At 72.9% G+C, this 17,226-nt stretch carries 18 protein-coding genes and 1 pseudogene; 11 read left to right on the plus strand and 8 right to left on the minus strand.

Annotated elements, in window-relative coordinates; all coding sequences use genetic code 11:
* Positions 1-88 (plus strand): annotated as a pseudogene (locus ABZ948_RS00005) (DUF3566 domain-containing protein); the annotation flags it as partial.
* A 16-nt stretch (positions 89-104) separates the two neighbouring features.
* On the opposite strand, the gene ABZ948_RS00010 reads toward ABZ948_RS00005, so the two are convergent.
* The 3 genes from ABZ948_RS00010 to ABZ948_RS00020 all read right to left on the minus strand — a co-directional run bounded on the left by ABZ948_RS00010 (position 105) and on the right by ABZ948_RS00020 (position 2,082).
* The gene (locus tag ABZ948_RS00010; RefSeq protein WP_359755790.1) at positions 105-578 is read right to left on the minus strand and encodes a C40 family peptidase; all 474 of its coding nucleotides are present in this window, start codon (positions 576-578) and stop codon (positions 105-107) included.
* A gap of 552 nt (positions 579-1,130) precedes the next feature.
* Positions 1,131-1,439 (minus strand): hypothetical protein, encoded by a 309-nt coding sequence (locus tag ABZ948_RS00015; protein WP_031114994.1) that lies wholly within the window; start codon positions 1,437-1,439, stop codon positions 1,131-1,133.
* Between the two features lie 7 nt (positions 1,440-1,446).
* Positions 1,447-2,082 (minus strand): ATP-dependent Clp protease proteolytic subunit, encoded by a 636-nt coding sequence (locus tag ABZ948_RS00020; protein ID WP_359755791.1) that lies wholly within the window; start codon positions 2,080-2,082, stop codon positions 1,447-1,449.
* A 92-nt stretch (positions 2,083-2,174) separates the two neighbouring features.
* Here ABZ948_RS00020 and ABZ948_RS00025 point away from each other — a divergent pair, with 92 nt between their 5' ends.
* Positions 2,175-2,465, plus strand: coding sequence for a type II toxin-antitoxin system Phd/YefM family antitoxin (locus ABZ948_RS00025; RefSeq protein ID WP_359755793.1), 291 nt, complete (start codon positions 2,175-2,177; stop codon positions 2,463-2,465).
* Between the two features lie 116 nt (positions 2,466-2,581).
* Here the strand turns inward: ABZ948_RS00025 and ABZ948_RS00030 are convergent, their stop codons facing one another.
* The gene (locus ABZ948_RS00030; RefSeq protein ID WP_359755794.1) at positions 2,582-3,577 is read right to left on the minus strand and encodes an ABC transporter permease; all 996 of its coding nucleotides are present in this window, start codon (positions 3,575-3,577) and stop codon (positions 2,582-2,584) included.
* A 109-nt stretch (positions 3,578-3,686) separates the two neighbouring features.
* Between ABZ948_RS00030 and ABZ948_RS00035 the strand changes: the two genes are divergently transcribed.
* The 8 genes from ABZ948_RS00035 (at position 3,687) to ABZ948_RS00070 (ending at position 10,709) form a co-directional block, all read left to right on the plus strand.
* Positions 3,687-4,316 (plus strand): TetR/AcrR family transcriptional regulator, encoded by a 630-nt coding sequence (locus ABZ948_RS00035; RefSeq protein WP_359755796.1) that lies wholly within the window; start codon positions 3,687-3,689, stop codon positions 4,314-4,316.
* Between the two features lie 130 nt (positions 4,317-4,446).
* Complete coding sequence (locus ABZ948_RS00040; protein ID WP_031114989.1) at positions 4,447-4,749, plus strand: urease subunit gamma; 303 nt, start codon at positions 4,447-4,449, stop codon at positions 4,747-4,749.
* A 10-nt stretch (positions 4,750-4,759) separates the two neighbouring features.
* Positions 4,760-5,071: an urease subunit beta gene (locus ABZ948_RS00045; RefSeq protein ID WP_359755797.1), complete on the plus strand. Its 312-nt coding sequence runs from the start codon at positions 4,760-4,762 to the stop codon at positions 5,069-5,071.
* Complete coding sequence (locus ABZ948_RS00050) at positions 5,064-6,785, plus strand: urease subunit alpha (RefSeq protein ID WP_359755799.1); 1,722 nt, start codon at positions 5,064-5,066, stop codon at positions 6,783-6,785. The genes ABZ948_RS00045 and ABZ948_RS00050 overlap by 8 nt, the downstream gene beginning before the upstream one ends.
* Positions 6,786-6,798: 13 nt before the next feature.
* Entirely contained in the window at positions 6,799-7,473 is a 675-nt protein-coding gene (locus ABZ948_RS00055) for an urease accessory protein UreF (protein ID WP_359755801.1), read from the plus strand.
* A gap of 57 nt (positions 7,474-7,530) precedes the next feature.
* On the plus strand, positions 7,531-8,214 hold the full coding sequence (ureG, locus tag ABZ948_RS00060) for an urease accessory protein UreG (RefSeq protein ID WP_359755803.1): 684 nt from the start codon (positions 7,531-7,533) through the stop codon (positions 8,212-8,214).
* Positions 8,211-8,978 (plus strand): urease accessory protein UreD, encoded by a 768-nt coding sequence (locus ABZ948_RS00065; protein WP_359755805.1) that lies wholly within the window; start codon positions 8,211-8,213, stop codon positions 8,976-8,978. Before ureG ends, ABZ948_RS00065 begins: the two co-directional genes overlap by 4 nt.
* A gap of 129 nt (positions 8,979-9,107) precedes the next feature.
* On the plus strand, positions 9,108-10,709 hold the full coding sequence (locus tag ABZ948_RS00070; RefSeq protein ID WP_359755807.1) for an alpha/beta hydrolase: 1,602 nt from the start codon (positions 9,108-9,110) through the stop codon (positions 10,707-10,709).
* Positions 10,710-10,761: 52 nt separating this feature from the next.
* On the opposite strand, the gene ABZ948_RS00075 is transcribed toward ABZ948_RS00070, so the two are convergent.
* A complete protein-coding gene (locus ABZ948_RS00075; RefSeq protein WP_359755809.1) occupies positions 10,762-11,796 on the minus strand; it encodes an NAD-dependent epimerase/dehydratase family protein in 1,035 nt (344 codons plus the stop codon).
* Between the two features lie 58 nt (positions 11,797-11,854).
* Positions 11,855-12,574: a lysophospholipid acyltransferase family protein gene (locus tag ABZ948_RS00080; RefSeq protein ID WP_359755810.1), complete on the minus strand. Its 720-nt coding sequence runs from the start codon at positions 12,572-12,574 to the stop codon at positions 11,855-11,857.
* Positions 12,575-12,843: 269 nt separating this feature from the next.
* On the opposite strand from ABZ948_RS00080, the gene ABZ948_RS00085 reads away from it, so the two are divergent.
* Positions 12,844-13,299: an RpiB/LacA/LacB family sugar-phosphate isomerase gene (locus ABZ948_RS00085; protein WP_359755811.1), complete on the plus strand. Its 456-nt coding sequence runs from the start codon at positions 12,844-12,846 to the stop codon at positions 13,297-13,299.
* Between the two features lies 1 nt (position 13,300).
* Here the strand turns inward: ABZ948_RS00085 and ABZ948_RS00090 are convergent, their stop codons facing one another.
* Together ABZ948_RS00090 and ABZ948_RS00095 are read right to left on the minus strand one after the other, a co-directional pair.
* Entirely contained in the window at positions 13,301-14,548 is a 1,248-nt protein-coding gene (locus ABZ948_RS00090) for a PP2C family protein-serine/threonine phosphatase (protein WP_359755812.1), read from the minus strand.
* Between the two features lie 67 nt (positions 14,549-14,615).
* Positions 14,616-17,099 (minus strand): SpoIIE family protein phosphatase, encoded by a 2,484-nt coding sequence (locus tag ABZ948_RS00095; RefSeq protein WP_359755814.1) that lies wholly within the window; start codon positions 17,097-17,099, stop codon positions 14,616-14,618.
* Positions 17,100-17,226 lie beyond the last annotated feature (127 nt).

The raw sequence follows: 17,226 nt of genomic DNA on the forward strand, positions 1-17,226 counted from the left end.
GGCGAAGGCCGACCCGTGGTCGGTGATGAAGGTCAGCTTCCTGCACTCCATCGCGCTCGGCATCTGCACGATCGTGGCGGCGGCCGTGGCCGCACGCCGGGCGCCTACTTCACGCGCCCGTACCAGACGCTCTTGGTCCAGATCTTCTGCAGCCGCACCACGTCCCCGGTCTTCGGGGCGTGCCAGAGCTTGTTCTTACCCGCGTAGATACCGACGTGGTACACGTTCTTGCCCGAGTGGAAGAACACCAGGTCCCCCGCCTTGCGGTTCTTGGCGGAGATGTGGTGGGTCTTGTTGTACTGCTGGGCGGCCGTGCGGGGCAGCTTCTTGCCGGCCTTCTTGAACGAGTACAGCGTGAGCCCTGAGCAGTCGAACCGGTGCGGCCCGGTGGCCCCGTACTTGTAGGGCGAACCCTTCTTCGAGGCCGCGATCTGGAGTGCCTTCGTCGCATGCGTGGCCGCCGCCGCCTCCGAGGAGAGGCCGGGGGCCACGATGGAGCCGCCCACCGCGGCGATGGTGAGGGCCGAGGCCGTACCGGCCCGGACCATGAGCGACGGGACACGATTGAGCGCAGTCATGCGCAACCCTTCGTCAGCCGCCTGTGAAGGATGACCTGTCGGATTCGGGCTGGCGAAGTTGCCCGGCCGCTGACGCGGCTTCACCCCAAGGGCTGCTCGGGCCCGGTCATGGCGTGACCGTCCCGGCGACCCGTCGTGCTTGGGTCCTCCACTCCTGCCGATCCACTTCTGTCGACCGGTCATCCGGGCGGCGGCAGGACTCGGCGTCCGCCCGGATCGCCCCGCCGCTGTGGCGGGGGCTTGTCGTCAGACAGGGATCTTGGCTCATGGTTGTCCGGAAATCCCAACGGAACCGGGGATTTGTGTTGTTACTCACCACTCACCCGTTCGGGTGGACACGTCTGTGTTCGAGCCACCGTCAACCGCTCCGCGGACCGCCGGACCAGGCATGGAATGTCCCATTCCGCCCCACGGCTACGCGCGTTGCGCAACCGTGGGGGCCCAAAAAAAGGATCCCTGTCTACTCCGAACAGGGGTACGTCGTTTGGTCCGTTTCGACTCAAGCCCGGACGCCCCGTCGTCGGAACGGGCGTCCGGGCCGTCGGATCCGGGTCAACTGACGGACTCGGGCGGCAGCGTGAGCCTGGCCGTGCGCCGCTCGCCGTCCAGCACCCGCAGCGCCCGGGCCAGCGTGCCGGCGTGCAGTTCCGTCTCGCCCCGCTGGTGCATCAGGGTCAACGCGTCACGCAGCGCGGTCGCCTTGCCGACCAGGGCCTGGGCGGCGCGCAGTCCGCGGTAGGTGTCGCCGTGCAGGGCCGGGTTGATCCGGCCGAGCAGGTCGACGACGTCGAGGTAACGGTCGATCAACTCCGCCTCGGCGCGAGTCAGTGCGGGCAGCGGCGGCAGTTCGGGCGGCAGCACCGGAGCCTCACCGTCCGGTCGGCGCGACCAGGGTGGCCTCGCGGTTGGGGAGGATCCGGTCCACCAGGCCGTACTCCACCGCCTCCTGGGCGGTGAGGATCTTGTCCCGCTCGATGTCCGCGCCGACCTGCTCCCGGGTGCGGCCCGTGTGCCGTGCGAGCAGCTCCTCCATGCGCGTCCGGATGCGCGTCAGTTCGTCGGCCTGGATCGCCAGATCGCTGGCCTGGCCGCGGATCGGCTCGGGCAGCGACGGCTGATGGATCACCAGACGCGCGCCGGGCAGCACGGATCGCTTGCCGGGGGTACCGGCGGCCAGCAGCACCGAGGCGGCCGCGCCGGCTTGGCCGAGGCAGATCGTCTCCACGTCGCAGGTGACGTAGCGCATCGTGTCGTAGATGGCCGTCATCGCGTGGAACGAGCCGCCGGGGGAGTTGATGTAGAGCGCGATGTCGCGATCCGGGGCCTGGTGCTCCAGGTACATGAACTGGGCCATCACGTCGTTCGCCGACGTCTCGTCCACCGGCGCCCCGAGGAAGACGATCCGCCCCTCCAGCAGCTTGGAGTACGGGTCCATCGTCCGGTGCCCGGAGCTCGTGCGTTCGGTGAACTCGGGCAGGACGTAACGGGCGGACGGTCGGGTCATGGCGAACCCCTCCTCGCGGGTAGAGCCGTCTCCCGGCGGACGGCTGTCTCTGTAAAAAATGTACAGGACGTACGTGACGTTATGATGGGGGTATGGCCTACGAGATTCCGGTGACGCAAGCCAGGGCTGAACTCGCCGACCTGATCAACCGCGTGGTGTACGCCGGCGAACGCGTCGTCGTCACCCGGCACGGCAAGCCCCTCGTCGCCCTCGTCTCGGCCGATGACCTGCGGCGACTCGAGGAACTCGCGGAGTCGGCGGAGCCCGCCGAGGAGCAGGTGATCAGCGCCGTCTCGACGGTCCGGGAGGTCGCGTCCGCTCCTCGCGAACAGCAGCGGTTCGGCATCGCGGCGGAGCACCGCAGGGCCGGCGGCCCGGCGTAGTCCGGGGCGGGCATTCGGAGGCCCGGCCCTCGGAGTCCGGGGCAAACAGACGAAAAGACCGCGCACCCCCGTCCGCTACAGCGGGGGTGCGCGGTCGTTCTGCGCGGTCCGGCGGCTCAGCCGACGGTCGCGAGGCCGCGCGTGTCGGCCGTGCGGCTGCCGCTCTCCCCGCGCGCCCGGAGCGAACCGCCGAGCAGTACGGCGCCCAGCCCCAGTACCGCCCACCAGGTCAAGGTCAGGGCGGGGCCGGTCGCCGCCGCGCCGTCGAAGTAGGCCACCGAGCGCAGCAGGCTCGTCCCCGCGCCCGGCGGCAGCCACTGGCCGATCGCGCCGGCCGGTTCCGGCAGCATCTGCGGTGCCGACGGCGCGCCGGAGAAGGGGTTGCCGAGCAGCATCACCACGACCGCCGCGATCCCCATCCCGGCGGTGCCCGCCAGGGCGGCGAGTCCGGCGACGGTGCCGCTGACGGCCAGCGCGGACAGGCCGAGCACCGCCGCCTCCGCCCACCAGTCACCCGTGAGCACCCCGAGCCAGCTGTCCGCGATCCCGGCCGCGACCATGCCCACCAGGGCGGACGCACCGAGCAGCGCGGTCACGGCCCGGACGCCGCGCAGCCGCAGCCGCGTGACCACGGCGCCGGCGGCGATGCCGGCCAGGGCGAGCGGCAGCACGGCGGCGTTCAGTGCCGCGCCGCGCGGATCGCTCGCCGGCGCGGGGACGACGTCGACGGTCCTGACCTGGGTGCCCCCTGCGGAGGCCTGCTGGGCGACGGCCTGCTGGAGGAACTGTGCGACGGCCGGGCCCGCGGCGGACGCGGTGAGCAGTTCGGGGCCCTGGGGCGTGACCACGACCGCCCCGTACACGCTCCGGTCCTCGACGGCGTCCCGGGCGGCGGCCTCGTCGGCGTAGCGGTGGATCTCGAACGCGCCCTCGTGCCGCTCCAGTTGCCGCTCGACCTGGGCCGTCGCCGCGGGCGGTCCGGCGATGCCCAGGGGCAGGTCGCGGGGTGCGGTGCGGGCGGCCGGCCAGGCGAAGGCCCACAGGGCCAGGGCCGCGAGGACGGGGACGAGCACGACGACCGCGATCACGTGGCGGGCGCTGGTGGAAGGCATGAGGTCTCCGGATCGCTAAAAAGAAGGATCGTTCGTTTTTGCTCTGCTCCCACCGTGCTCCGGCCGGGACTCCTTGTCAAGAATGAATATTCGTTTTACTTTGGGGATCATGGCTCGCGTGTCCCAGGAACATCTCGACGCCCGCCGCCGCCAGATCCTCGACGGCGCCGCGCTCTGCTTCGCCCGCAACGGCTTCCACGCCACGTCCATGCAGGACGTGCTGAAGGAGGTCGGCCTCTCCGCCGGCGCGGTCTACCGGTACTTCAGCGGCAAGGACGAGCTGATCGGGGCGATCGTCGGCGAGGTGCTGGAGGTGGTGGGCGGCGTCTTCGAGAGCGCGGCCGAGCAGAGCCCGCCGCCGCTGCCCGACGAGATGATCCCCAGGCTCCTCGCCACCCTGAAGGAGGTCAGGCCCGGCGTCGTGCAGGACGGCGAGTGGATCTTCCCCCGCCTCATGCTCCAGGCCTGGACGGAGACCCTGCGCAACGACGACCTGGCCGCCGTCATCCACTCCGGCTACGACCGGGTCCGCGCGGGCTGGGCGAAGGTGGTGGAGGGCTACCGGGCCGCCGATCTGATCCCCGAGGACGTCGACGCCGACGCCATGGCGCGTGTGATGATCGCCCTCGCACAGGGGTTCGCCGCCCAGATGGCCGTCTTCGGGGAACTGCCCTCGCAGACCCTCCGGGACGGAGTGCGGGCGCTGATGCGCATGCGGGACCCGCGCGCCGGTGCCTGAGGGATCACCGCTCGGTTAACGTGCCTGAAACCCGGTCCAACTAGCCTGCCGCCACGCCACCAGGGGTTTTCCCCGGGGGCCGCGGCAACCGGGCCCCGCACGGTCCGGAGCGAGGACTGTGAGGTGGGACGTGCAACTGACCCCGCACGAGCAAGAGAGGCTGCTGATCCACGTGGCGGCCGACGTGGCCGAGAAGCGCCGGGCCCGTGGGCTCAGGCTCAACCACCCCGAGGCGGTCGCCCTCATCACGTCGCACATCCTCGAAGGCGCCCGGGACGGCAGGACCGTCGCCGAACTCATGGCCTCCGGACGCAAGCTGCTCACCCGGGACGACGTCATGGAGGGCGTCCCCGAGATGATCCACGACGTGCAGGTCGAGGCCACCTTCCCGGACGGCACCAAGCTCGTCACCGTCCACGAGCCGATCGTCTGAGAGGGCCCCGATGATCCCCGGAGAGATCCTCTTCGCCGAGGACCCGATTGCCTACAACGAGGGCCGCGACGTCACCCGGCTCACCGTCCTCAACGCCGCCGACCGCCCCGTCCAGGTCGGCTCCCACTACCACTTCGCCGAGGCCAACCCCGGTCTGGAGTTCGACCGCGCCGCCGCGCGCGGCAAGCGGCTGAACGTCGCCGCCGGCACGGCCGTGCGCTTCGAGCCCGGGATCCCCGTCGACGTCGAACTCGTTCCGCTCAGCGGCGCCCGGGTCGTGCCCGGCCTGCGCGGGGAGACCGGAGGTGCCCTCGATGCCTGAGATCTCGCGTGCCGCGTACGCCGACCTGTTCGGCCCGACGACCGGCGACCGGATCCGGCTCGCCGACACCGACCTGCTGGTCGAGATCGAGGAGGACCGCTCCGGCGGGCCCGGACGCGCCGGCGACGAGGCCGTGTTCGGCGGCGGCAAGGTCATCCGGGAGTCCATGGGACAGGCGCGTGCCACGCGCGCCGAGGGCACCCCGGACACCGTGATCACCGGCGCGGTGATCATCGACCACTGGGGCATCGTCAAGGCCGACGTGGGCATCCGCGACGGGCGGATCACCGGCATCGGCAAGGCCGGCAACCCCGACACCATGGACGGCGTCCACCCCGACCTGGTCATCGGCCCCGAGACCGAGATCATCGCCGGCAACGGGCGGATCCTCACGGCCGGCGCGATCGACGCGCACGTCCACTTCATCTGCCCGCAGATCGCCGACGAGGCGCTGTCCTCCGGCATCACGACCCTCGTCGGCGGCGGCACCGGCCCGGCCGAGGGCTCCAAGGCGACCACCGTGACGCCCGGCCCCTGGCACCTGGCCCGGATGCTGGAGGCCATGGAGGCGTACCCGCTCAACATCGGCCTGCTCGGCAAGGGCAACACCGTCTCCCACGAGGCGATGCTGTCGCAGATCCGGGGCGGCGCGCTCGGTCTGAAGCTGCACGAGGACTGGGGCTCCACCCCGGCCGTCATCGACGCCTCGCTGACCGTCGCCGAACAGACGGGCATCCAGGTCGCCATCCACACGGACACCCTCAACGAGGCCGGGTTCGTCGGTGACACGCTCGCCGCGATCGCCGGGCGGGGCATCCACGCGTACCACACCGAGGGCGCGGGCGGCGGGCACGCGCCGGACATCATGACCGTGGTCTCCGAGCCGCACGTGCTGCCGAGCTCCACCAACCCCACCCGGCCGTTCACCGTCAACACCGCCGAGGAACACCTCGACATGCTGATGGTGTGCCACCACCTCAACCCGGCCGTGCCGGAGGACCTGGCCTTCGCCGAGTCCCGGATCCGGCCGTCCACGATCGGCGCCGAGGACGTGCTGCACGACCTCGGCGCGATCTCGATCATCTCCTCCGACTCCCAGGCCATGGGGCGCGTGGGCGAGGTCGTCATGCGGACCTGGCAGACCGCGCACGTGATGAAGCGGCGGCGCGGCGCGCTGCCCGGGGACGGACGGGCCGACAACCGGCGGGTGCGCCGCTACGTCGCCAAGTACACGATCAACCCGGCGCTCGCCCAGGGCCTGGCCCGCGAGATCGGGTCGGTGGAGAGCGGCAAGCTGGCCGACCTGGTCCTGTGGGAGCCGGCGTTCTTCGGCGTCAAGCCGCAGCTCGTCATCAAGGGCGGGCAGATCGCCTACGCGCAGATGGGCGACGCCAACGCCTCCATCCCGACGCCGCAGCCGGTCCTGCCGCGGCCGATGTACGGGGCGATCGGCCGGGCGCCGGCGTCCAACTCCCTCAACTTCGTGGCGCCGCTCGCCCTGGAGGACGGGCTGCCGGAGCGACTGGGCCTCGGCAAGCGGTTCACGGCGATCGAGTCGACGCGCGGTGTCACCAAGGCCGACATGCGGGAGAACGACGCGCGGCCCGAGGTACGGGTCGATCCCGACAGCTTCGCCGTGCACGTCGACGGGGAGCTGATCGAGGCGTCACCGGCGGCCGAGCTGCCCATGGCCCAGCGCTACTTCCTCTTCTGAAGGCGGGGTTGCGATGTCGCGCGCGGCGCTTCTCGTCCTGGCCGACGGCCGTTTCCCCGCCGGCGGGCACGCGCACTCCGGCGGAGCCGAGGCGGCGGTCAAGGCCGGACGGATCAGCGGGGCGGCGAGCCTCGCGGACTTCTGCCGGGGACGGCTGCACACGGCCGGGCTGATGGCGGCCGCCCTGGCGGCAGCCGCGGCGCTCGGCATCGACCCCGTCGCGCTGGACCGCGCCGCGGACGCCCGTACGCCGTCGCCCGCGCTGCGGCTCGCCGCGCGCAAGCTGGGCCGGCAGCTGATGCGGGCCGCCCGGGCGACCTGGCCGTCCGCCGAGCTGGACGCCCTGGGCCGGGAGTTCCCCAAGGGCGCCCACCAGCCGGTGGTGCTCGGGCTGGCGGCCCGGGCGGCGGGGCTGGGGCCGGTCGACGCGGCGTACTGCGCGGCGTACGAGAGCGTCAGCGGACCGGCCACGGCGACGGTGCGGTTGCTGAGCCTGGACCCCTTCGACGCGACGGGCGTGCTGGCCCGGCTGGCGCCGGAGCTGGACCGGGTCGCGGACCGGGCGGTGGAGTCGGCGCGGCGGGTGGTCGACGAGGGGGTCGACGCGCTGCCCGCCGCGTCCGCGCCGCTGCTGGAGATCGGGGCGGAGGCGCACGCGCAGTGGCCCGTCCGGCTGTTCGCCTCCTAGCCGGCGGCCCGTCACCCACCTCGTCGAATCAGTCGGACAAGAACGCAGGAGCCGTACATGCACCTCGACCACAGCCACAGCCATGACGGACCGGCCGCCGTCGGCGCCGACGCACACCGCCCCGACGGCACTCGCCGCGCGCTGCGCATCGGTCTCGGCGGGCCCGTGGGGTCCGGGAAGACCGCCACCGTCGCCGCCCTCTGCCGGGCACTGCGGGACGAGCTGTCCCTCGCCGTCGTCACCAACGACATCTACACCCGGGAGGACGCCGAGTTCCTGCTCCGGGAGGCCGTGCTGCCGCCCGAGCGGATCACCGCCGTGGAGACGGGGGCCTGCCCGCACACCGCGATCCGGGACGACATCTCCGCCAACCTCGAAGCGGTGGAGGACCTGGAGGACGCCGTGGGGCCGCTGGACCTGGTGCTCGTGGAGTCCGGCGGGGACAACCTGACCGCGACCTTCTCCAAGGGGCTCGTCGACGCGCAGATCTTCGTCATCGACGTGGCCGGGGGCGATGACATCCCCCGCAAGGGCGGACCGGGTGTGACCACCGCCGACCTGCTCGTCGTCAACAAGACCGACCTCGCCCCGTACGTCGGCTCCGACCTGGCCCGCATGGCAGCCGACGCCAAGGCGCAGCGGGCGGAACTCCCGGTCGTCTTCCAGTCGCTGCGCAGCGAGGCCGGGGTGGCCGACGTCGCCGCGTGGGTGCGCGCGCAGCTCGCCGCCTGGGCGGCATGAGCGTGAGCGGCTCCGCCGGGGTGCGGTCCGTCGCGAGGATCCTGGCCCGGGACGACGGACGGGGCGGGACCTCCCTGCCCGTGCTGGAGAGCGACGGGCCCCTGGCGCTGCGGCGCACCCGGTCCGGCGGCGGCGAGGCGCGGGTCATGCTGGTCGGCGCGATGAGCGGACCGCTCGGCGGTGACCACTTCACCGTGCGGGCCCGGGTGGAGGAGGGGGCGCGACTGTCCGTCGGATCGGCCGCCGCCACCATCGCGCTGCCCGGTCAGGCGAAGGGCGAGGCGCGCTACGACGTTCGGCTCGACATCGCCGACGGAGCCGAACTGCACTGGCTGCCCGAGCAGTTGATCTCCGCGCGGGGCAGCGATCTGTACGTCACGACCCGTGTCGAACTCGCCGCCACCGCCCGGCTGGTCCTGCGCGAGGAGCAGGTGCTCGGGCGGTCCGGTGAGGAACCCGGACGGCTGACGAGCCGGCTGACCGTGCGGGTCGCCGGCCAGGTGGTGCTCGACCAGGAACTGGCGTGCGGTCCCGGCGCGCCGGGCGGCTGGGACGGTCCGGCCGTGCTCGCGGGACACCGGGCCGTCGGGCAACTCGTCGTCGTGCGGCCCGAGTTCGCCGCCGAGCCGGTGACCGCCCGGTCCCTGGGGGAGGGGGCCTGTCTCGTGCCGCTCGCCGGGCCCGCCGCGCTGGTGACCGCCGTGGCGCCGGACGCCCTCCGGCTGCGGCGGCTGCTCGACGAGGCCTTGGCCTCCCTCGCGTGACCGTCCGTAGAACAGACGCGGTTCTCCGTTTATCGGATTGGCAAAGAAGGTCACCATCCCCTGTTCTCAGGCACCTCACAGCCGAGAGGATCCCCGTACTGATCGCAACTTCGTACGGGGAGGTCCCACTTGAGGGGTACGAGACCGAAGAGGCGGGTGGCGGCGCTCGGTTCGGCCGGCGCGCTCGTCACGGCCACGCTGATAGCCGGCGCCGTCGCGGCGCCCACGGCGAACGCGAGTGCGGGCAGCGGCCCCGGCCAGGACCGCGAGGCCCGGGGCGCCGCCATCGCGGCAGCCAGGGCCGCGAAGGCCGGCATCGACTGGCAGGACTGCCCCGCCGACTGGAACCTGGCCAAGCCGATCCAGTGCGGGTACGTGACGGTGCCGCTCGATTACGCCAAGCCGTACGGCAAGCAGATCAAGCTCGCCGTCGACCGCATCGGCAACACGGGCACCAAGGCCGAGCGGCAGGGCGCCCTCATCTACAACCCGGGCGGCCCCGGCGGCTCCGGACTGCGCTTCCCGGCCCGGGTCACGAGCAAGAACCCCATCTGGGCCAACGCCGCCAAGGCCTACGACTTCGTGGGCTTCGACCCGCGCGGCGTCGGCAAGTCGACGCCGATCTCCTGCGTCGACCCGCAGGAGTTCGTCAAGGCGCCCAAGATGGACCCGGTGCCCGACTCCGAGGCCGACAAGCTCGCCCAGCGCAAGCTGGCCCGCGAGTACGCCGAGGGCTGCCACGAGCGCAGCGGCTGGATGCTGCCGCACATGACCACGCCGAACACCGCGCGCGACCTCGACGTCATCCGCGCCGCCCTCGGCGAGAAGAAGCTCAACTTCCTCGGTGTCTCCTACGGCACCTACCTCGGCGCCGTCTACGGCACCCTCTTCCCCGGCCACGTGCGCCGCATGGTCGTCGACAGCGTCGTCAACCCGTCCCGGGAGAAGATCTGGTACCAGGCCAACCTGGACCAGGACGTCGCCTTCGAGGGCCGCTGGAAGGACTGGCAGGACTGGGTCGCGAAGAACGACGCGACCTACCACCTCGGCGACACCCGCGACGAGGTCCAGCAGCAGTGGCTGAAGCTGCGCGCCACCGCCAAGAAGAGCCCGCTCGGCGGCGTCGTCGGCCCGGCCGAGCTGATCTCCTTCTTCCAGAGCGCCCCGTACTACGACTCCCAGTGGGCCCCGGTCGCCTCGGTCTTCAGCAAGTACGTCGCCGGGGACACCCAGGCGCTGATCGACGCCGCCGCCCCCGACCTGTCGGACACCGCGGGCAACGCCTCCTCGGAGAACGGCAACGCCGTGTACACGGCCGTCGAGTGCGCCGACGCCAAGTGGCCCACCAGCTGGCAGCGGTGGGACCGCGACAACACGCGGCTGCACCGGGACCACCCGTTCATGACGTGGGCCAACGCCTGGATGAACCTGCCGTGCGCCACCTGGCCGGCCAAGCAGCAGACGCCGCTGGACGTGAAGACCGGCAAGGGCCTGCCGCCGGTGCTGATCGTGCAGTCCGAGCGGGACGCGGCCACCCCGTACGAGGGTGCCGTCGAACTGCACAAGCGGTTCAAGGGCTCCCGCCTGATCACCGAGAAGGACGCGGGCTCCCACGGCGTCACCGGCCTGGTGAACCCGTGCATCAACACCCGGGTGGACAGCTACCTGCTGACCGGCAAGCTGGACGGCGCGGACGTGACGTGCGCGCCGCACGCCACGCCGAAGCCGTAGCCGTCGGCCGTACGGTGGCGGAGGGGCGGCCGGAGCACCGGCCGCCCCTTCCTCATGACCCCTGGGCCGCGAACCAGGCGTCCTCCGCCGCGTAGCCGAAGAGGTCCGGGTAGATCCGCGCGAGAGCGGGGAACGCCTCCCGCCAGTCCTGCGCGGAGAGCCGGCGGGTGAGCCAGTCGACCGTCTCCGGCAGACTGTCGGCGTACGACACGACCGGCCGGTAACCCAGCTCCCGCTCGGCCGAGGACATGTCGCACACCACGGGCAGCGGTGTCGACCAGGGGGTACGGCCCACGGACGGCGCCGGTGCCGGCCCGTCCACCAGGACGGTCTCCGTCTCCACGCCCATGACCGCGTCGATGGCCGCCCCGATCTCCGACACCGTCGGCGGCCGCGGGTCGCAGGCGTTGAGCGCGCGCGAGCCCGGCCGGGCCGCCGCCAGCCGGACCAGCTCGGCGATGTTCCGGGCGGCCGCCGTGTGGAACAGGCTCTCGCCCCGGTGGGCGACCACGCGCCTGCGCCGGCCGTCGAGGTTCCGCTTCACGAAGTACAGCTCGCGGGGGAGCGGGCTGCGGGGGCCGTGGATCGCGCCGGCGCGCAGCAGTGTGGTGGGCAACCGGTCGCCCGCCGCGAGGAGTTCACGCTCCAGGGCGGCCTTGCCGGTGCTGTACGTGGCGTCCCCCGGCGGGACCGTCGGCTGGTCCTCCCCGATCGGCACGGGGTACTCCGGGAAGCCGTCCGGTTCCTCCATCGTGTCGAAGCCCCGGCCCTTGCCGTCCTCGTAGACCGACACGGTGGACACGACCACGGCCGAGCCGATCCGGTCGGCCAGACGCGTCAACTGCCGGGCGTGCCGGGCCCCGTAGGCGACGACGTCGACCACCAGGTCGCAGCCGTCGCCGATCAGCGCGGCCAGCGCCGCGTCGTCCTCGCGGTCCAGCCGCTCAGTCCGTACCCCGTCCGGCCAGTCCCCGGCGCGGCCTCCGCCGCGGGAGGCGGCCGTCACCTCCCAGCCGTCCCGCGCCAGCGCCGCCACCGCCGGCCGCCCGATCTGTCCGCCGGCCCCGATCACCACAGCACGTCTCATGCCGTGACCGTAGGGCGCCGGGGCCCGCCGGGTCACGGCGTTCTGCCGACAGCAGACCTCAACTGAGGGGCATGCGGGGGAACTTCCGCTCCTTCGCGGCGGCGGCCTCCTCAGCCTTCACGACGGCCGCGTACTGGTCGACGTACTCCTGCTCGGACAGCGAGAGGATCGCGTACATGATCTCGTCGGTGATGGCGCGCAGGACGGCCTTCTCGTTCTCCATGCCCTCGTACCGGGAGAAGTCGAGAGGCTTGCCGAAGCGGATCACCACGGGGTGGATGTTGGGGATGACCTTGCCGGGCGGCTGGGCCTCGAAGGTGCCGATCATCGCGCAGGGCACCACCGGCACCCCGGCCTTCAGGGCCATCACCGCGACGCCGACCTTGCCCTTGTAGAGCCGGCCGTCGTGCGAGCGCGTGCCCTCGGGGTAGATGCCGAGCAACTCGCCCTTGCCCAGCACGCCGAGGCCCTCGCGGATCGCGGCCTGGCCCGCGTCCTTGCCGGAGCGGTCGACCGGGATCTGCCCCGCGCTGCGGAAGAACGACGCCGTCAGCCGGCCCTTGATGCCCGGTCCCGTGAAGTACTCGGCCTTCGCCAGGAAGGTGATGCGCCGCTTGAGGACCGCGGGCATCAGGAAGTGGTCCGAGAACGACAGGTGGTTGCCGGCGATGATGGCGGCGCCCTCCGACGGCACGTGCTCCAGGCCCTCTATTCGAGGCCGGAAGACCAGTCTCAGCAGCGGGCCCAGCAGCACGTATTTCAGCAGGTAGTAGAACAAAGCGGGCGCTCCTCGACTCTCGCGGTGGACTCAACCGCCGCGTTCCAGCAGGTCAACCGGCATGTCGTGGGGTGCCAGTGTAGGTGCAGGGCGAGCCGCCGGGCACCTCGTGCACCCGTACCGCACAGATCCTTTGCCGATTGACTGATGGTCAGTCAGGGCGGGGTGTGCGGGGTGGTGCCTCTGGGGCCGGGGAGGGCGGTGAGGCCGGCGTGCTGCTCCGTACGGGTGACCGGCGCGCCGGGGCCCCGCCGAGTACCCTGCGACCTATGCGGATCTCTGTTTCCTCGGACATGGACGAGCCCGTCGCCCGCTCCCTCGTGGCCGCGCTGCGCGAGCGGGGGCACGAGGTGCGCCCGCACGGCGCGCTGCGCCCCGGGGACGACCCGCAGTGGGCGGTCTGCTCCGAGGCCGCGGCCCGGGAGGTCGCCGACGGGACGGCCGACCAGGCCATGGTGTGCTGCTGGACCGGCACGGGCGCGTCGATCGCCGCGAACAAGGTTCCCGGCGTACGGGCGGCGCTGTGCACGGACGCCTACACCGCCGACGGGGCCCGCCGCTGGAACGACGCCAACGTGCTGGCGCTCAGCCTGCGCCTGACCTCCGAGCCGCTGCTGAAGGAGATCCTCGACGCGTGGTTCGGCGGCGAGCCCAGCGCGGACGCCGAGGACCGGCAGAACGTGGACCGCGTCCGGCTGCTCGATCACGGCAGGACCCGCAGGTAGCTCATAGCCGTACGATGACGAGTGCCGTGTCGTCGGTGGCACCGCCGGGCGGCAGCAGCTCCAGCAGGACCGTGTCGGCGAGGGTCTCCGGGTCCTGGTCCCGGTGGCAACGCAGGGCGTCGGCGAGCCGGGCGAGGCCCACGTCGATGTCCTCGCGGCGCCGTTCGACCAGGCCGTCGGTGTAGAGCACCAGGGTGGCGCCCGGCGTGAACGCGGTGTCCGCCTGGGGCCGGGGGATCGGGTCGGGGCGGGCGTCGAGCGGTGTGTCGGTCGCCCGGTCGAGGAACTCGGTGCGGCCGTCGGGGTGGACCAGCACCGGCGGGAGATGGCCGGCGCTGCTGTAGGTCACGGTGTTCCGGTCGAAGTCGACGAACGTCGTCACCGCGGTCGCCGACTCGGCGCCGTCGACCACGTTCGCGTAACGCCCCAGTACGTCCAGGGCCTGCGCGGGGCCCTCGGCGACCCGGGAGGCCGCGCTGAGCGCGCTGCGCAGCTGGCCCATGACCCCGGCGGCCGGCAGTCCGTGCCCGACCACGTCGCCCACGGACACGCCGATCCGGTGGCCGCCCACCAGGTCGACCAGGTCGTACCAGTCCCCGCACACGTTGAGCGCGCCCACGGCCGGCCGGTAGCGGACGGCGGCCCGGTGGTGGTGGACCTGGCGGCCGGCGGGCAGCATCGCCTCCTGCAGTGCCAGCGCCACCTCCCGCTCCCGGGAGTGCGCGAGGCGCAGCCGCTCGTTCAGCTCCTGCAGTTCACGGGCGCGGGTGTACAGCTCGGCCTCCAGCACCCGCGCGCGGCTGTTCCGGCCCGCCCGGCTCCCGCCGCCCCGGCCCCGGGCCCGGATCAGCTCCGTGACCTCCTCGACGCGGTGCACGATCAGCACCACTTTCCCGTCGGGTCCGAGCAGCGGCGCGTTCACCGGGCTCCAGTAGCGTTCCTCCCACTCCCCGGGGCGCTCGGGGTCCTCGACGTCGTAGCGCTGGAGGGCCATGGTGTCGCGCTCGCCGGTGGCCAGGACGCGGTACAGCGAGGCCTCCAGGTTGCGCATGCCCGTCGCGGCCGGGTCGTTGGGGTTGTCCGGGAAGACGTCGAACAGGTAGCGGCCGACCAGTTGCTCGCGGGAGCGGCCGGAGCCGCGGACGAACTCCTCGTTGACGTCCGCGTACACCAGCTCGGGCGTCAAGAGCGCCACCATGCCGGGCAGGGCCTGGAACACCGCCGGGTAGTCGATCGCCGTATCCGCCATGGCCACCGCCTCACCGCTGCCGGGGTCACACCAGTTTCGCACGGTATGTACGAAGTGGGACCCGGGGTCACTCCAGGAGATCCGTCAGGGACTGCTCGGCGAGATCCGTCAGGGACTGCTCGGCCCAGATGATCTTCCCGTCGGGGATGAAGCGCGTGCCCCACCGCTGGGTGAGCTGGGAGACCAGCAGCAGTCCGCGCCCGCCCTCGTCCGTCGTGCGGGGGTGCCGCAGATGGGGCGCGGTCGCACCGCCGTCGAAGACCTCGCAGACCAGGGCCCGCTCGCGGATCAGCCGGAGCCGGATGGGCCCGTCCGAGTACCGCATGGCGTTGGTGACCAGCTCGCTCACCACCAGCTCCGTGGTGAAGACCAGTTCCTCCAGGCCCCAGCGCGAGAGCTGCCGGGTGGCCGTGCGGCGGGCCTCGGCGACGACGGCCGGGTCGCAGGGCAGGTCCCAGGCCGCGACCTGGTCGGCGCCGAGACGTTTCGTCCGGGCCATCAGCAGCGCCACGTCGTCGTACGGGCGCGCCGGGACCAGCGCGTCCACCACGGCCCTGCAGCACGACTCGAGCGGCCCCGCCCGCTCCAGCGCCCTGCGCAGCCGCTCCCGGCCGGCGTCGACCGCCCAGGTCGTCTCGCCACGGGCCAGCAGCCCGTCGGTGTGCAGCGCCAGCGTGCTGCCCTCCGCCAGGGACAGCTCGACCGCCTCGAAGGGCGGGCCGCCCACGCCGAGCGGCGGCCCCTGCGGAAGGTCGACGAAACTGACCGAACCGTCGGGCAGCACGACGGCCGGCGCGGGGTGGCCCGCGGCGGCCATCGCACACCGGCCGTCGACGGGGTCGTAGACGACGTACAGGCACCCGGAGCCCATGGACTGCCCGCTGCCGGGGCCCGCCGCGCCCGGCTCGACGCCCTCCTCCCGCGCCGACCGCGCCACCAGGTCGTCGAGGTGGGCCAGCACCTCCTCGGGCGTCAGGTCCAGCGCGGCCAGCGTCCGCACGGCGGTCCGCAACTGCCCCATGGCCGCGGCGGCGTCGATGCCGTGCCCGGGCACCTCGCCCACGACGAGCGCGACGCGCGCCCCGGACAGCGGGATGAGGTCGTACCAGTCGCCGCCCAGACCGGTCAGCTCGTCGGCCGGCCGGTAGCAGGCGGCCACCTCGACGGCGTCCTGCTCGGGCAGCCGGTGGGGGAGCAGACTGCGCTGCAGGACGAGCGCGGCGTCACGCTCGCGGGTGTAGCGGCGGGCGTTGTCCACGCAGACGGCCGCGCGGGCGACGAGGTCCTCGGCCAGGCGCAGGTCCTCCTCGTCGAAGGGCTCCCGGCGGTCGCTGCGGAAGAAGGAGGTGACGCCCAGGGCGGTCCCGCGGGAGCGGATCGGCACGGTCATCGCGCTGTGCGGGCCCGGCCCCACGAAGGCGGCCCGCCGGTCGCCCGGCCCGTCCGCGGCCCACTCCCGGGCCGGCGGATCGAGCCGCTCCGCACGCCAGGACCGCCCCGTGGCCAGGGAGCGGGCCGGGGGAGACCCGGGCAGGTAGGCCACGCCGTCGCCGATCCCGACGGCCGTCTCCGGCAGGTCGTCCTCCGTGGAACGGTGTCCGGCCCGGCGCAGCGCCGGCGGTTCGGTGTCCGCGAGCGGCCCCGGAGCCGGCTCGGCGCCCCGGAGCACCGTCTCCAGCAGGTCCACGGTGACGAAGTCGGCCAGTCCCGGCACGGCCACGTCGGCCAGCTCCTGCGCGGTGCGCACCAGGTCCAGGCTGCGGCCGATGCTCTGGCCGGCCCGGTCGAGCAGCGCCAGCCGCTGCCGGGCACGGTGCCGCTCGGTCATGTCGACGACCGTGTAGTACACGCCTATCGGACGGCCCCGGTCGTCCTCGAGCCGGGTGAAGGACAGCATGTGCGCGGTCTCGCGCAGCGGCGCCGACCGGATCTGCCCCACGTGCTCGTACCCGACCACCGCCTCGCCGGTCTCCAGCACGTGCCGCATCTGCGCCTCGACCGCCTGGGCGTCCATGCCGGGCTGGACGTCCGCGAAGCGCAGGCCGAGCCGTCGCGGCGCCGGCCCGCCGCCGAACTGCTCCAGGGCGGCGTTCGACCACACGAAACGCAGGTCCGTGTCCACGATCGCGATCCCGACCGGGGCGTCGGACACCATCCGCTCCAGCACCGTACGGCTCATGTCCCAGCCGGGCGCGTCCGCCAGCTCCGACAGCAGCACCAGCCAGCGCGAGCCGCCGTGGGCCTCGTCGGCCGAGGTGATCCGGGCCATGACCCGCACCGGCTGCCCGTCCCTGCGGCGGGCCGTCAGCAGTCCCGTCCAGCCGCCGTCCCTGCGGCACCGCTCGACCAGGTCCGGTACGCGCTGCGCGTCCTCGCCGGTCAGCAGATCGGCCAGCTTCCTGCCGACCGCCTCGGACGCCGGGTACGCCAGCAGCAGCCGGGCGGCGCCGGTCCAGCCCGTCACCACGCCCTGCGGATCGAGCAACAGGGGCGCGGCGTCGGCTACGTCGAACCGCTGCCGGCCAACGCCGTACTCCTCGTGTGCGCCCACGGCCGACCTCTCTGTCGCTGAGAGTGGTCTACCACCTCTTGCACCAATCTTCACCCTTCCTGCGGGTGCGGGCGGCCTGGACGGGGCCGCTCGGTGGAGGGCGGTGCGGGCCGGGCGGGTGCCCGCC

The sequence above is a fragment of the Streptomyces olindensis genome, from assembly GCF_040645895.1.
Taxonomy (GTDB): domain Bacteria; phylum Actinomycetota; class Actinomycetes; order Streptomycetales; family Streptomycetaceae; genus Streptomyces; species Streptomyces olindensis.

Bases quoted from the DNA above. Each gene is read 5' to 3' on its own strand.
- ABZ948_RS00065 (WP_359755805.1), top strand. From the start codon at position 8,211: ATGAGCGTGAGCGGCTCCGCCGGGGTGCGGTCCGTCGCGAGGATCCTG.
- ABZ948_RS00030 (WP_359755794.1), bottom strand. From the start codon at position 3,577: ATGCCTTCCACCAGCGCCCGCCACGTGATCGCGGTCGTCGTGCTCGTC.
- ABZ948_RS00090 (WP_359755812.1), bottom strand. From the start codon at position 14,548: ATGGCGGATACGGCGATCGACTACCCGGCGGTGTTCCAGGCCCTGCCC.
- ABZ948_RS00085 (WP_359755811.1), top strand. From the start codon at position 12,844: ATGCGGATCTCTGTTTCCTCGGACATGGACGAGCCCGTCGCCCGCTCC.
- ureG (WP_359755803.1), top strand. From the start codon at position 7,531: ATGCACCTCGACCACAGCCACAGCCATGACGGACCGGCCGCCGTCGGC.
- ABZ948_RS00045 (WP_359755797.1), top strand. From the start codon at position 4,760: ATGATCCCCGGAGAGATCCTCTTCGCCGAGGACCCGATTGCCTACAAC.
- ABZ948_RS00010 (WP_359755790.1), bottom strand. From the start codon at position 578: ATGACTGCGCTCAATCGTGTCCCGTCGCTCATGGTCCGGGCCGGTACG.
- ABZ948_RS00075 (WP_359755809.1), bottom strand. From the start codon at position 11,796: ATGAGACGTGCTGTGGTGATCGGGGCCGGCGGACAGATCGGGCGGCCG.
- ABZ948_RS00055 (WP_359755801.1), top strand. From the start codon at position 6,799: ATGTCGCGCGCGGCGCTTCTCGTCCTGGCCGACGGCCGTTTCCCCGCC.
- ABZ948_RS00020 (WP_359755791.1), bottom strand. From the start codon at position 2,082: ATGACCCGACCGTCCGCCCGTTACGTCCTGCCCGAGTTCACCGAACGC.
- ABZ948_RS00025 (WP_359755793.1), top strand. From the start codon at position 2,175: ATGGCCTACGAGATTCCGGTGACGCAAGCCAGGGCTGAACTCGCCGAC.
- ABZ948_RS00035 (WP_359755796.1), top strand. From the start codon at position 3,687: ATGGCTCGCGTGTCCCAGGAACATCTCGACGCCCGCCGCCGCCAGATC.
- ABZ948_RS00050 (WP_359755799.1), top strand. From the start codon at position 5,064: ATGCCTGAGATCTCGCGTGCCGCGTACGCCGACCTGTTCGGCCCGACG.